Origin of the sequence: Paraburkholderia sp. J76, assembly GCF_905220295.1 — a bacterium.
Lineage (GTDB): Bacteria > Pseudomonadota > Gammaproteobacteria > Burkholderiales > Burkholderiaceae > Paraburkholderia.
Map to the genome: position 1 here is coordinate 128,774 of NZ_CAJMZJ010000010.1, position 14,114 is coordinate 142,887.

At 65.5% G+C, this 14,114-nt stretch carries 15 protein-coding genes; 13 read left to right on the top strand and 2 right to left on the bottom strand.

What is annotated here, in order from left to right; genetic code table 11:
• Positions 1-8: 8 nt before the first annotated feature.
• The gene (locus U5768_RS19995) at positions 9-863 is read right to left on the bottom strand and encodes an SDR family oxidoreductase (protein WP_322032133.1); all 855 of its coding nucleotides are present in this window, start codon (positions 861-863) and stop codon (positions 9-11) included.
• A 104-nt stretch (positions 864-967) separates the two neighbouring features.
• Between U5768_RS19995 and U5768_RS20000 the strand changes: the two genes are divergently transcribed.
• Together U5768_RS20000 and U5768_RS20005 are read left to right on the top strand one after the other, a co-directional pair.
• A complete protein-coding gene (locus U5768_RS20000; protein WP_322032134.1) occupies positions 968-1,681 on the top strand; it encodes a TetR/AcrR family transcriptional regulator in 714 nt (237 codons plus the stop codon).
• Positions 1,682-1,818: 137 nt separating this feature from the next.
• Positions 1,819-2,808 carry an IclR family transcriptional regulator gene (locus U5768_RS20005; RefSeq protein WP_322032135.1) on the top strand — a complete coding sequence of 330 codons (990 nt, stop codon included), beginning with the start codon at positions 1,819-1,821 and terminating at the stop codon, positions 2,806-2,808.
• A gap of 29 nt (positions 2,809-2,837) precedes the next feature.
• On the opposite strand, the gene U5768_RS20010 is transcribed toward U5768_RS20005, so the two are convergent.
• Positions 2,838-3,911, bottom strand: coding sequence for a porin (locus tag U5768_RS20010; protein ID WP_322032136.1), 1,074 nt, complete (start codon positions 3,909-3,911; stop codon positions 2,838-2,840).
• A gap of 449 nt (positions 3,912-4,360) precedes the next feature.
• On the opposite strand from U5768_RS20010, the gene U5768_RS20015 reads away from it, so the two are divergent.
• The 11 genes from U5768_RS20015 to U5768_RS20065 are packed head-to-tail and all read left to right on the top strand — an operon-like array spanning position 4,361 to position 14,106.
• The gene (locus tag U5768_RS20015; protein ID WP_322032137.1) at positions 4,361-4,675 is read left to right on the top strand and encodes a non-heme iron oxygenase ferredoxin subunit; all 315 of its coding nucleotides are present in this window, start codon (positions 4,361-4,363) and stop codon (positions 4,673-4,675) included.
• Between the two features lies 1 nt (position 4,676).
• Positions 4,677-4,988, top strand: a complete 312-nt coding sequence (locus U5768_RS20020; RefSeq protein ID WP_322032138.1) for a recombinase-like helix-turn-helix domain-containing protein — start codon at positions 4,677-4,679, stop codon at positions 4,986-4,988.
• 32 nt (positions 4,989-5,020) lie between these two features.
• Complete coding sequence (locus U5768_RS20025; protein WP_322032139.1) at positions 5,021-6,106, top strand: aromatic ring-hydroxylating dioxygenase subunit alpha; 1,086 nt, start codon at positions 5,021-5,023, stop codon at positions 6,104-6,106.
• A complete protein-coding gene (locus tag U5768_RS20030; protein WP_322032140.1) occupies positions 6,099-6,875 on the top strand; it encodes an SDR family oxidoreductase in 777 nt (258 codons plus the stop codon). The genes U5768_RS20025 and U5768_RS20030 overlap by 8 nt, the downstream gene beginning before the upstream one ends.
• 45 nt (positions 6,876-6,920) lie before the next feature.
• Entirely contained in the window at positions 6,921-7,457 is a 537-nt protein-coding gene (locus tag U5768_RS20035) for a cupin domain-containing protein (protein WP_322032141.1), read from the top strand.
• Positions 7,458-7,487: 30 nt separating this feature from the next.
• Entirely contained in the window at positions 7,488-8,411 is a 924-nt protein-coding gene (locus tag U5768_RS20040) for an alpha/beta fold hydrolase (RefSeq protein ID WP_322032142.1), read from the top strand.
• Positions 8,408-9,280 (top strand): IclR family transcriptional regulator, encoded by an 873-nt coding sequence (locus U5768_RS20045; RefSeq protein ID WP_322032143.1) that lies wholly within the window; start codon positions 8,408-8,410, stop codon positions 9,278-9,280. Before U5768_RS20040 ends, U5768_RS20045 begins: the two co-directional genes overlap by 4 nt.
• Positions 9,277-10,116 (top strand): SDR family oxidoreductase, encoded by an 840-nt coding sequence (locus U5768_RS20050; protein WP_322032144.1) that lies wholly within the window; start codon positions 9,277-9,279, stop codon positions 10,114-10,116. Before U5768_RS20045 ends, U5768_RS20050 begins: the two co-directional genes overlap by 4 nt.
• Positions 10,109-11,767: a thiamine pyrophosphate-binding protein gene (locus U5768_RS20055; RefSeq protein WP_322032145.1), complete on the top strand. Its 1,659-nt coding sequence runs from the start codon at positions 10,109-10,111 to the stop codon at positions 11,765-11,767. Before U5768_RS20050 ends, U5768_RS20055 begins: the two co-directional genes overlap by 8 nt.
• On the top strand, positions 11,760-12,587 hold the full coding sequence (locus U5768_RS20060) for an aspartate dehydrogenase (RefSeq protein WP_322032146.1): 828 nt from the start codon (positions 11,760-11,762) through the stop codon (positions 12,585-12,587). The genes U5768_RS20055 and U5768_RS20060 overlap by 8 nt, the downstream gene beginning before the upstream one ends.
• A gap of 25 nt (positions 12,588-12,612) precedes the next feature.
• Positions 12,613-14,106, top strand: a complete 1,494-nt coding sequence (locus U5768_RS20065; RefSeq protein WP_322032147.1) for an aldehyde dehydrogenase — start codon at positions 12,613-12,615, stop codon at positions 14,104-14,106.
• Positions 14,107-14,114: the final 8 nt, after the last annotated feature.

Here is a 14,114-nt window from a genome sequence, read left to right on the forward strand (position 1 = left end):
CAAAGTTCCTACACTGCGAATGCATCTCCGACAGTCGCCGGCTTTCGTCCGAGCAACCGTTCCAGGGCGGGATCCGTTGCAGCGAACTCCCCTGCTCGCGACGCCCGGTACATCGCCAACGTGATTTCGACAACGGCATCGGGGACGCCGTGACCGCGCATCTGCGACGCCAGCGCTTCGTCAGCTATCACCGTGCGTTCCACCTGCTTGCCGGTCAGTTCAGAGAGAACGGCTGCAACATCGCAAAGATCCAGAGCCTCGGTGGCGGTCAGCGGCGGCGTCGGCCCCTCGAAGCAGCCCTCGTTGGCCAGAATTCGGGCGGCGGCTTCTGCGAGGTCGTCGTGCGCCGTCCACGACACCTTGCCGTCCGCAGGCGCCGCCAGAAGGCCATTCGTGGGCGCGTCTCCCACGATCATCGGGAGCGTGCTCGCATAGAAGCCATTGCGTAACGCCGTCCACGCCATGCCCGAATCCCGCAGCATGGCTTCCGTGGAAGCGTGATTGCGCATGGGGGGAAACGCGGATGCCGGACTCGCGCCCATATGACTCGTGTAGACGATGCGACTTACGCCCGCGGCACGCGCCGCCGCTATTGCCGCGCGGTGCTGCGCCAACGGGTCGCCACCGTAGGCTTCGGCGTTGGATGACACCAGCAGCAGTTGTGTTGCGCCGGCGAACGCTGCCGCAAGCGTATCCGGCGCGGCAAAGTCCGCCTGCCGCACGTCTACGCCGGCGCGATGCAGCGCTGCTGCCCTGGCCGGTTCGCGGCTCACTGCGCCGATCTGTGCGGCTGGCATGCGGGCAAGCAGTTGCTCGACGATTCGCCGTCCCAGGTTTCCCGTTGCACCCGTCACGATAATCATGCTTTTCTCCTGCGTTATCAGTGTTAACGAAATAACTATATCACCGATATTATTCGTTATCAATGCTACCATCTGTCTGTTATCACTAGTCAGCTCTCAGGCAGATGAAAAATGTCCCGCCCCCTTTATCCGATGACGTAGCGGATGACGCCCGCTCCCGTATCCTCGCCGCGGCTGCCGCCCTGATCGCCGAAGGCGGCAGCGAGGCGGCGACCACCCGGGCTATCGCGGCGGCGGCATCGGTGCAGGCGCCCACGCTCTACCGGATGTTTGGCGACAAGAACGGATTGCTGAAGGCCGTGGCGGAAAAAACCCTCGCCGACTATGTGGCGAGCAAGGCAAGGAAAAAGCCTGCGAGCGATCCCGTGGAGGAGTTGCGTGTCGCGTGGGACACCCACATCGCCTTCGGGCTGGCGCATCCCGCAATCTTCGGCCTGATGGCGGCGCCGCAATCGCCCGAGATGGTCGAAGCTTCCGCGGCGGGGCATGAAGTGCTGCGGCAACGCATACGGTGCATTGCGAGGGCGGGACGGCTACGCGTCAGTGAGGAGCGCGCCGTGGACCTCATTCGTGCGACGGGAACCGGCGTTACGCTGACGCTCCTGCAGATGCCGCCGAGCGAGCGCAAGGGTGTATCGGAAGCCGCGCGCGACGCCGTTTTCGCCGCGATCCTGTCGGACCCGGTCCAGCCGTCGCCTACTGGATTGGTTGCGGTCGCATCGACACTGCGAGCGAGCCTCGACGACGTGCCGGACTTGTCCCCCGGCGAGAGATTGCTGCTGGCCGAGTTGTTGCACCGGATCGCGCAGGCGAAGTGAGTTGCGCAACGGCGCCGCGCGATGGTTCCTTGCCGGCTATTGCCTGGCGCGTCCACGGCGGCGCTTCGCGTTATCATTGACGCCGTCAAAAGAAAGGTCCAACCCGGTCCACTCCGGTCTACCCATTCAAGCCGCCAATGGTCACAAAACAAACCACAGGCACCGCGCGCCGCAGCGCCGGGCCGGCCAAGCGCGACGCGCTGCCTCCCGAGGAGACCCAGGCCGATGCGGACGCCGCCCAAACGAGCGCCGCAACGAACGCCCCCAAGAACGCCGAAGCGGACGAAGAGGGCGCGGGCGCTTCCACCTATCTCGTGCCGGGCCTCGAGCGCGGCCTGCGCATCCTCGCCGAATTCTCGGCGCGCGAGCCCGTTCTCGGCGCGCCCGAACTGTCGCGGCGCATCGGCATTCCGCGCACGACTACGTTTCGCCTCTTGCAGACGCTCGAAGCGCTCGGCTTCATCGAACGCGCCAACGGCGACCGGCAGTACCGCCTGAGCGTGGCCGTGCTGCGCCTTGGCTTCGAATACCTCAGTTCGCTCGAACTCACCGACTTCGGCACGCCGCTGCTGGAGCGTCTGCGCGACGCAACGGGCCTCAGCACCCATCTGCTGATTCGCGACGGGCGTGACGTGGTTTTCGTGGCGAAGGCGCAAACGCGTGAGCCGATGTTCAGTTCCGTGAAGGTCCACGTGGGCACCCGCTTGCCCGCGCATGCCACCGTACACGGCCAGGTGCTGATGGGCGATCTCACACTCGCCGAACTGCGCACGCTTTACCCCGAGAAACAGCTCGAACGCTACACGGAGCGCACGCCCGCCACCGTCGCCGACCTCTATGCGCGCGTGCGCGAGTTCGCGCAGCAGGGCTACGCGGTGAGCGAAGCGTCGTTCGAAACCGGCATCTCGGTGGTGAGCGCGCCGGTGCGCGATCAGTCGGGCCGTATCGTGGCCGCGCTCACGGCGACCGTGCCGCGCTCGGACATCGGCGAGGCCGAGCGCGCGCCGCTCGTCGCCGCCGTGTGCGCCGCGGCGATCGACCTCTCGGCGCGGCTCAATTACCGGCCCGTCGCGAGCGACCCCACGGCGGCGCACGCCGCGCGCACCCGCAATTCCCACGCGATCTGAGGTCCCCGAAGGTCCCTGAAGCGCCGCGATCAGAACGAGTGGTGCATGCCCGCGAGCACAATCGCCTGATTGCGCCCGCTCGCCACGCCTGCGGTGAAGAAGGCGGCCTGGGCTTCGGAATTGGCGCGTTGGTAAAGCGCGTTCACATACACCTGCGTGCTCTTCGAAAGCGAATACACGTCGCCGATCATCGCCTGGGTCCATCGGCGGCCCGAAAGCGTGGACGTGGCCGCGCCGCCCACTACGGCGTTGGCTGTGGTGAACTGGTAATTCGCACCCGCGTCGTAGCTCTGGAACGTGTCGGAATAGCCGTTGGATTGCAGCTTCGTGCGCGTATAAAGCCCGTGCACGAGCAGCTTGCCGAATGAGTACGACGCGCCCACGCCCATGTTCTCGACCTTGTCGGCGATATACGTGGCGGCGGGCTGGCCCTGGAACTCAGTGATGCCCGTGGTCGCCATCGACACCGAGCGGTCGTGCTCGTTCGACCACGACGCGCCGGCCTTGAACGGACCGTTAGCATAACCAAGCGAAAAGCTCATCGTTCTGCCGGTCGAGAAGTTCGTGGTGTTGCCGAAACCGAACATCGCGCCCGCGGTGAAGCCGTAAAAAACCGGCGAACGGTATTTGACCGAGTTGTTGTACGGCACGACGCCCGTATCCGCCAACTGGTCGATATTGCCCGGGTGGAAGGCGTACCAGCTCGCCGCGAGATAAGCCGTGCTGAACGGTCCGAGCGTGTCGAACGAAAACGGCGTTTGATTGCCCAGCGTGAGCGTGCCGAACTGGTCCGAGTTCAGGCCCACATACGCCTGGCGATTGAATAGCGTGTTGGCCTTCGCCATCGCGCCCGTATTGGTGTAGAAGCCGTTTTCGAGCTGGAAGATCGCCTTGAGTCCGCCGCCCAGATCTTCCTGGCCGCGCAGGCCCCAACGGTCGGGCTGCGTGTTGCCCTGCTCCATCATCCACTTCGAGTGGCCTCCCACGTTGCTCACGTAGGCCACTCCCGCATCCAGACTGCCATAAAGCGTGACGCTGCTCTGCGCCCATGCAGACGAGACGGCGCAGATGCCCGTCAACCCCGCGGCAATGAATTGCTTCAACTTTGGACTCCTGATCGTATGACGAAAAGCCGGGGTGTTGATCCGGCGTACCCAAACCGCATGGCATACCCATGGCAGTGCGCGGCGTGCTTCTGTTGGCAGGCGCTCGCGGGTAACTCCGTTTGTTCCATATATGGCTAGACGTGCTACCTATGGAAAGTATAGTCACTCTTGTGAGACGCCAAAACACTTTTTTGGGACGGTGATTCCCCCAGGTGCGAAGCGGAGCCCGGGTGCCGCATCTGCGCGTAAGTACGCGCGCCGTAAGCGTTTTGGCAACCAGAACGGCACCCCTGATGACCTCGGCGATGTCATTTTGCGAAGAGCGCTCGGTGTTTTCCCCAGGCTCGTGGGATTTCTGTTTTTTTCTTCCGCGGACCGTTTCATAATTGACCATACACGAACTAGTGTTCCGTATATGGAACGCGGTTGAACGGGAAAGGTGACAAATGGCTGAAGAATGGCGCTGCGCCGGGCATGCCGGCGATCTGACCGAGGACGTGCCGCTCGAATTCAAACTCGACGACACGGAGATCGGCATCTACAAGGTGGGCGACGAGATCTACGCGCTCGAAAACGTCTGCCCACACGCTTACGCATTGCTCACGCAAGGTTTCGTCGATGGCGACACCGTCGAATGTCCGCTGCACGAAGCCGTGTTCCATATCCCGACCGGCAAGTGCCTCAAGGAGCCCGGCGGCCGCGATCTGAAGATGTACTCAGTGCGGCTCGCCGGCGAAGAAATCCAGATCAAGGTGGAATGACATGCGAGAAGTCCCCGTGAATTTCAATCCGTGGCTCAAGCCCTGGCTCGCGCCGCAGCCGAACAACGTCGCCGGCAAGGGCGTGATCGAGCAGCCGGGCGAAGCGCAAAACCTGGTGTGGCAAACGCGCAAGGCCGAGCCCACGCAATACGAAAACGACTTCGGCGACGCACTCGAACAGGTGTTCGAAGCGGGCGCCGCCGAACTCGAGGAAGTCGTGGCGGGACTGAACCGCATCGGTTTTCGCACGCCCGAAGGCGCGGCGTGGACCGCCGGGCGCCTTGCCACCGAATTCCGTCTGCTCGCCGAATGAGCCTGCGTCAACACTGAATACGGAGACCCCACATGACGTCCCCCACGATTGAAGCCGCAGGCGGCGCCGATCCCATCCGCGCCTATCTCGACCGCGGCATCAAGAACTACTGGTATCCCGTTGCGCCGAGCTGGCAGGTGGGCAACGCGCCCATCGGCATCACGCGACTCGGCGAGCAGATCGTGCTGTGGCGCGATCAGGACGGCCAGGTCCACGCGCTCGAAGACCGTTGCCCGCACCGCGGCGCACGCCTCTCGCTCGGCTGGAACCTGGGCAACCGCGTGGCGTGCTGGTATCACGGCATCGAAGTCGATGGCGGCGGCACCGTGCAGAACGTGCCGGCTGTTTCGGCGTGCCCGCTCGAAGGCCAGAAGTGCGTGAAGTCGTATCCGGCGCAGGAGCATGCCGGCGCGGTGTTCCTGTGGTTCGGCGACGAAGCGCATAAGGAAGCTGCCCCGCTGCAATTGCCGGAAGAACTCGTTGGTGAGGAGTACGCAAGCTTTTTGTGCGTCTCGAACTGGAAGTGCAATTACCAGTACGCGATCGACAATGTGATGGACCCGATGCACGGCGCGTATCTGCACGCCACCTCGCATTCGATGGCCGACGGCGACAAGCAGGCCGATATGCGTGTGCGCAAGACCGAATCCGGCCTCATGTTCGAAAAGATCGGCCAGCGCGACGTGAACTTCGACTGGGTCGAACTCGGCGAGACCGGCTGCCTGTGGATGCGTCTTGCCATTCCGTACAAGAAGAAGTTCGGCCCGGGAGGCAACTTCGGCATCATCGGCTTCGCCGTGCCGGTGGACGAAGACAACTGCCAGGTCTATTTCTGGCGCACGCGCAAGGTGCAGGGCTGGCAGCGCGACGCATGGCGCTTCATGTATCGCAATCGCCTGGAAGGTCTGCATTGGGCCGTGCTGGAGCAAGACCGCTACGTGCTGGAAAGCATGGCGCCGAATGCGCGCGATCACGAATTCCTCTATCAGCACGACGTCGGCATGACGCGTGTGCGCCGCATGCTGCGCCAGCGCGCCCAGCAGCACTTCGCCGAACTCGACGCGTTGCGCGCCCAGCCAGGCGCCGCCGCGCAAACCGCCGGGCACGGCCATGCATGACGCCACGTTCGCGGCGCAGGTCGCGCTCGCCGGGCGGCGCGTGATCGTCACGGGTGGCGCGCGCGGTCTGGGCGCGGCGTTCGTGAAGGCGCTCGCAGCAGCGGGCGCGCGCGTGACTTTCGGCGACGTCCTCGTCGAAGCGGGCGAAGCGCTTGCCCAGCAACTCGCCGCAGAAGGCCGCGACGTCGCCTTTGCCGCGCTCGACCTCGCGCAGCCGGAAAGCATTGCCGCCTTCGTCGATAACGCCGCGCAGCGCATGGGCGGCGTGGACGCGCTCGTCAACAACGCGGCGATCACCAACTCGGGCGGCAAACTCGCGCACGAAGTGAGCGTGCAGACGTGGGACGCGGTGATGGACGTAAACGTGCGCGGCACCTGGCTCATGTGCGCGGCGGCGCAGCGCTGGCTGCGCGAATCGGGCCGCGGCGCGATCGTCAACATCGCTTCCGATACCGCGTTGTGGGGCGCGCCGAAACTGCTCGCCTACGTGGCGAGCAAGGGCGCCGTGATCGCGATGACGCACTCGCTCGCGCGCGAGTTCGGCGCCGACGGCATCACCGTCAACGCCATTGCGCCCGGGCTCACCGAAGTGGAGGCCACGGCCTACGTGCCGGCCGAGCGCCACGCGTATTACCTGGAAGGGCGCGCCCTGCGGCGCGCACAAGTGCCCGAGGACGTGACGGGCCCGGTGTTGTTCCTCTTGTCCGATGCTGCGCGTTTCGTGACGGGACAATTGCTGCCGGTCAACGGCGGCTTCGTGATGAACTGATTTCGTAGAACTGAAGAGTGGTTCGCAAGAACCCAAGGAGAAAACATGGCCGATGCCGATATCGAGCGCAAGTCGTGGGACCGTCCCGACGAAGCGAGCTTTGACGACTGGATGAACACGCGCGTGGCGCGCTTCGAAACACGCCGCTACGACTGGGACGCGCTGAAGTTCCAGGCCGATTACGACCCGAAGTACCGCCGCGCGCAAATGCGCTACGTGGGCACGGGCGGCACGGGCGTGGCAAAGGACGTCAACACCGTGCCCGCTGGCGGCTTCACGTTTTCGACCATGGTGATTCCGGCCGGCAACATCGGCCCGAGTCATATTCATATGGACGTCGAAGAAATTTTCTTCGTGCTGCGCGGCAAGATGAAGGTGATCTGCGAGAAAGATGGCGAGACGTGGGAAGCCGTGCTGGGCGAGCGCGACCTCATTTCGGTGCCTCCGGGCGTGTACCGCACGGAAATCAACGTGGGCGAGGAAGACGCGCTCATGTGCGTGATGCTCGGTTCGCCGAAGCCCGTCACGCCGACGTATCCGCCCGACTCGCCGCTCGCGAAGATCAAGCGCGAGATGAAGTAAGCGGCACAGCCGCAACGCAAACCCGAAGCCATGAACGACACGATCCCCACGTCTGCTTTGTCCGCCGCCCCGCTCGAAACCCGGCTCGCGCGCTTTGCGCCGCGCAGCGCGCGGGTGGGCGAGGGCAGCGTGAGTTATCGGGAAGCAGCGCGGGAAGCAGCGGCCGAAAACGGTAGCGAGGCGCTGCCGCTCGTGCTTCTGCACGGCATCGGCTCCGGTGCGGCTTCGTGGGTGCAGCAGTTCGAAGCGCTCGGCGGCGCGCGCCGCGTGCTCGCGTGGGACGCGCCGGGTTACGGCGCGTCCACGCCGGTCGCGAGCGCGTCGCCCGTTGCGGCGGACTATGTGCGCGTGCTGGCGGATTGGCTCGACGCGCTGGGAATCGCGCGTTGCATGCTCGTGGGGCATTCGCTCGGCGCGATCATGGCCGGCGCGTTTGCCGCCGGCCACGCCGAACGCGTGGCGGGCCTGCTGCTGATTTCGCCCGCAGGCGGCTATGGCAACGCCGACGCCACCGTGCGCGCCGAAAAGCGCGACGCGCGCCTCGCCATGCTCGCCGAACTCGGCCCACAAGGCCTCGCGCAAACGCGCAGCGCGAACATGCTTTCGCCGCACGCCGACGAAGTCGCGCGCGCCTGGGTGCGCTGGAATATGGCGCGCATCGTGCCGCACGGTTATGCCCAGGCCACGCATCTGCTCGCGAACGCCGATCTGGCCGCCGATCTCGCGCGTTGCGCGGGCAACGTGCCGATGGCCGTCGCGGTGGGCGCGCAAGACACGATCACGCCGCCCGCAGCCTGCGAGCGGCTCGCGCAGATCGCCTGTGCGCCGTTTCATGTGGTGCCGCGCGCGGGCCACGCGGGCTACGTCGAACAACCGCTCGCGTATAGCACGCTGATCGTATCCACGCTCAGCCGAACATTCGGTACATTCAGTACTACGGAGCTTAAGGCATGACACCCGACGTCGAAGAAGAACGCAACGACGCCAGCTATCGCGTGCCGGGTCTGGAGCGCGGCCTGCGCATCCTGACCGAATTCTCGCCGCGCGAGCCGGTGCTCGACGCGCCCGAACTCTCGCGGCGCCTCGGCATTCCGCGCACGACGGTGTTCCGGCTGTTGCAAACGCTCGAATCGCTGGGCTTTCTCGAACGCGCCGACCGCGACCGCAACTACCGTCTCGGCGTGGCGGTGCTGCGTCTGGGCTTCGAATACCTCAGCTCGCTCGAACTCACCGATCTCGGCCTGCCGCTGATCGAAGCGCTGCGCGACGCAACGGGCCTCACCGCGCATATAGTGATTCGCGACGGACGCGACATCGTATTCGTCGCCAAGGCGCAGAGCCACGCGCCCATTTTCAGTTCCGTGAAGGTGAACGTGGGCACGCGATTGCCCGCGCACGCCACCACGCACGGCCAGGTGCTGATGGGCGATCTCACGCTCGCGGAACTGCGCACGCTTTATCCCGAGCCGCGGCTGGAACGCTTCACGCCTTCCACGCCGGAGACGGTCGAGGCGCTTTTCGAGCGCATTCGCGAAGACGCCGAGCGTGGCTACGCCGTGAGCGAATCGTCGTTCGAGCGCGGTATTTCCGTGGTGTCGGCGCCCGTGCGCAACGACACGGGCCGCATTGCCGCCGTGGTGACGACGACCATTCCGCGCCCCGGCATCGACGCGCAACTGCTCGACGGCGGTTTGATCGAGCGGGTGCGCCACGCGGCGAGCGAACTCTCGAAGCGCCTGAACTACCGGCCCGGGTCGCAAGCCCGGCAGCACGCGCCGGCAGGCAAGGGCGCGCCCTACATGAAGGCATTGGGGATCAAATGATTCAACTCGATTTGACCGGACAGGTCGCGGTCGTGACGGGCGGTTCGTCCGGCATCGGCCTTGCCACCGCCGAACTCTTTTTGTGTGCGGGCGCAACGGTCGCGATCTGCGGCCGCGACAGCGAGCGCCTCGCTCGCGCCGAACGCGGCCTGCGCGAGCGTTATCCGCAGGCGCAATTGCTCGCTTCGCGCTGCGACGTGCTCGACGCCGGCGAAGTCGCCGCGTTTGCAGGCGAAGTCGAAAAGCGCTTTGGCCGCGCCGACATGCTCGTGAACAACGCGGGCCAAGGTCGCGTTTCCACTTTCGCCGATACGTCGGACGAAGCGTGGCGCGAAGAACTCGACCTCAAGTATTTCAGCATCATCCGCCCGACACGCGCGTTTTTGCCGTTGCTGCGCGATGCCGCCAGGACAGGCAACGGCGCAGGCAACGGAGCAGGCAACGCCGCGATTGTCTGCGTGAACTCGCTGCTCGCGTTGCAGCCCGAGCCGCATATGGTCGCGACCTCGTCCGCGCGCGCGGGCGTGCTCAGTCTCATCAAGTCGCTCGCCGTCGAACTCGCGCCCGAGCACATCCGCGTGAACTCGATCCTGATCGGCATCGTGGAGTCGGGCCAATGGCGCCGGCGTTACGAAAGCGACGAACAGGCGCAGTCCGCCGGCCAGAGCTGGGAAGACTGGACGCAAGCGCTCGCGCGCAAAAAGCACATTCCGCTTGGCCGCTTCGGCCGCCCCGAAGAAGCTGCCCAGGCGCTGTTTTATCTGGCCACGTCCCTGTCGTCCTATACGACGGGCAGTCATATCGATGTATCTGGAGGCGTTGCACGTCATGTCTAATAAAACCACCGTCGGCGAACTGATCGCCGCCTTTCTCGAACAATGTGGAGTCCGAACCGCTTTCGGCGTGATCTCGATCCATAACATGCCGATTCTCGACGCCATCGGCACGCGCGGCAATATCCGCTACGTCGGTGCGCGCGGCGAAGCGGGCGCGGTCAACATGGCGGACGGACTCGCGCGCGTTTCGGGCGGCCTGGGCGTGGCGTTCACGAGCACGGGCACGGCGGCGGGCAACGCGGCGGGCGCAATGGTCGAAGCGCTTACGGCAGGCACGGCGCTGCTCCATATCACCGGCCAGATCGAAACCGAATACCTCGATCAGGACCTCGCGTACATTCACGAGGCGCCGGACCAGTTGAGCATGCTCTCGTCGATCTCGAAGGCCGCGTTCCGCGTGCGCTCGGTCGAAACCGCGTTGCCTACCATCCGCGAAGCGGTGCGCATGGCGCAGACGGCGCCGAGCGGCCCGGTGAGCGTGGAGATTCCCATCGACATTCAGGCGGCGCTCACCGACTGGCCCGCCGATCTCACGGCGCCACACCTTACGACGCTCACGCACGACGAAGCGCGCGTGGAGCAACTCGCCAACGAACTCGCGAAGGCCAAGCGTCCGCTGCTGTGGCTCGGCGGGGGCACGCGTCATGCGCAAGCCGCCGTTGAGCGCCTCGTCGCCCTCGGCTTTGGCGTGGTGACGAGCGTGCAGGGCCGCGGCGTGCTGCCCGAAGATCATCCGGCCACGCTCGGCGCGTTCAACGTGAGCCCTTCGGTCGAACGCCTCTACAAGACCTGCGATGCGATGCTCGTGGTGGGTTCGCGCCTGCGCGGCAACGAAACGCTCAAGTACAAGCTCGCGCTGCCGCAACCGCTCTATCGCATCGACGCCGACGCGCTCGCCGACAATCGCGGCTACCGTAACGCGCTGTTCGTGCACGGCGACGCCGCGCGCGTGCTCGACGCGCTCGCCACGCGCCTCGAGAACCGCATCGAGGTCGATCCGCAATTCGCGGCCGATATCGCCGAAGCGCGCGAGATCGCCGTGGCGGAAACGGCCAAAGGTCTCGGGCCGTATCGCCGTCTCGTTGAGGCGTTGCAGCGCGCCGTGGGCCGCGACTACAACTGGGTGCGCGACGTCACGATCTCGAACAGCACCTGGGGCAACCGCCTGCTGAAGATTTTCACGCCGCGCGCGGGCGTGCACGCGCTCGGCGGCGGCATCGGGCAGGGCATGCAGATGGCGATCGGCGCGGCGCTCGCGAACGCGGCGGCGAAGACCGTGTGCCTCGTGGGCGACGGCGGCCTGATGGTGAACGTGGGCGAACTGGCAACGGCCGTGCAGGAAAAGGCCAACGTGATGATCGTGCTGATGAACGATCAGTGCTACGGCGTGATCCGCAACATCCAGGACGCGCAGTACGGCGGCCGCCGCATGTATGTGGACCTGCACCAGCCGGAGTTTTCGCAGTTCTGCGCGAGCCTGGGTCTCAAGCACTATCGGCTTTCGTCGCTCGACGACGCCGACGCCGTGATACGCGAAGGTATCGCGTTCGAAGGCCCGGTATTGCTCGAAGTGGACATGAAGGCCGTGGGCAGCTTCGAAACGACATTTGCTGGCCCGCCGGTGCGCAAAGAGGAGCCCCAGCATGCATAACGGTCACGCCGCACCGCACGCGCCCATCGACATCGCGATGATCGGCTTTGGTGCGATCGGGCAGACCGTGTATCGCGCGGTCGCCGCCGATCCGCTCGTGCACGTCTCGCACGTGATCGTGCCCGAACAGCACGCCGCCGCCGTGCGCGAACAGGTGGACGGCGCGGTGGAAGTGGTCTCTTCGGTGCACGCGCTTTCCACGCGTCCGCAATTCGCGCTCGAATGCGCGGGTCATGCGGCGCTCGTCGATCACGTCGTGCCGCTGCTGCAAAGCGGCACGGATTGCGCGGTGGCCTCCATCGGCGCGCTCTCCGATGTGGAGCTGCTCGAGCGCCTCTCGCACGCCGCCGACGAAGGCGACGCCACGCTCACGCTGCTTTCGGGCGCGATTGGCGGCATCGATGCGCTTTCCGCGGCGAAGCTGGGCGGCCTCGACGAAGTGCTGTACACGGGCCGCAAGCCGCCGCTCGGCTGGCTCGATACGCCCGCGGAAAAAGTGTGCGACCTGCGTGCGCTCAGGCACGAGCAGGTGATTTTCGAAGGCAGCGCGCGCGAAGCGGCACGGCTTTTTCCGAAGAACGCGAACGTGGCGGCGACTATCGCGCTGGCGGGCCTCGGTCTGGACCAGACCACGGTGCGTTTGATCGCCGATCCGTCGGTGGAGCGCAACGTGCATCGCATCGTGGCGCGCGGCGCGTTCGGCGAAATGTCGCTGGAAATGTGCGGCAAGCCGCTGCCCGACAATCCGAAAACCTCTGCGCTCACCGCGTACAGCGCCATTCGCGCGCTGCGCAACCGGGCCGCGCGCTGCGTGATTTGATGCGAACAGAAGTGGGATACCCGAAATGACTGCATTCGATACGAGCCTTATCCCGAACAGCGATATTCTGGTGGCCGGCGAGTGGCGCCAGGGGCGCGCCGCGCCCTTCGCGAGCCATTATCCGGCGGACCAGTCGCTGAACATGGAAGTCTCGACGGCGAGCGCCGAAGACGCAAGCGATGCGGTCGAGATGGCGCACGCGGCATGGAAGCAGGGCGAGTGGGCCGGCATGAAACCGCATCTGCGCGCGCTCGTGCTGTATCGCATCGCCGAACTCATCATGCAGCGCCACGAAGCGCTCGCGCAGTTGCAGCGCCGCGACAACGGCAAGCCGATCGCCGAGACGCGGGTGCTGGTGGCGAGCGCGGCGAACACGTTCCGCTATTTCGCGGCGTGCCTCGAAACGCTCGACGACGACCTCACGCCCTCGCGCGGCGACTATCTGACGATGAGCGTGCACGAGCCGATTGGCGTCGTGGCGGCCATCACGCCATGGAATTCGCCGATCGCCTCGGACGCGCAAAAGCTCGCGCCCGCGCTCGCGGCGGGTAACGCCGTGGTGCTCAAGCCCGCCGAAGTCACGCCGCTCGTTTCGCTCGCGCTCGCGCGCATCTGCGAGGAAGCGGGCGTGCCCAAGGGCATTCTGAGCGTGCTGCCCGGCAAGGGCTCGGTGATCGGCGACGTGCTCGTGCGCCATCCGCTTGTGAAGAAGGTGTCGTTCACGGGCGGCACCGAAGTGGGCCGCGGCATCGCGCGGATTGCTGCGGAAAAGCTCATGCCGGTTTCGCTCGAACTGGGCGGCAAGTCGCCGACCATCGTGTTCGAAGACGCCGATCTCGACCATGCCGTGAACGGCGTGCTGTACGGAATCTTCAGTTCGTCGGGCGAGGCGTGTATCGCCGGATCGCGGCTTTTCGTGCAGCGCCCGATTTATGACGCGTTCATGAAGCGCCTCGTGGAAGGCGCGCGCAAGCTGCGCGTGGGCGACCCGTCGCGCGAAAACACGCAGATGGGGCCGCTCATTACCGCGAAGCATCGCGAGTCGGTGGAACGCTATGTGGCGTTGGGTCTGGAGGAAGGCGGCCGGCTGTTGTGCGGCGGCGAGCGCCCGGTGGGCGACGAACGCGAGAACGGCTTTTTCTATCAGCCGACCATTCTAGAAGGACTCCGGAATAATGCGCGCATCTGCCAGGAGGAGATTTTCGGACCGGTGCTCGTGGCGATGCCATTCGACGACGAAGCCGCGTTGATCGAGGAAGCGAACGACAGCGTGTTCGGCCTCGCCGCCGGCATCTGGACGCGCGACTACAAGCGCGCGTGGCGCGTGGCGCGCAAGCTCGAAGCGGGCACGGTGTGGATCAACACCTACAAGCTGTTTTCGATCTCCACGCCGTTCTCGGGCTGGAAGGAAAGCGGCATGGGCCGCGAGAAAGGGCGGCTCGGCATTCGCGAATACATGCAGCAAAAGAGCCTTTACTGGGGCTTGAACGACGCACCGCTGCCGTGGGCCAACGCCTAAGCCCGGTA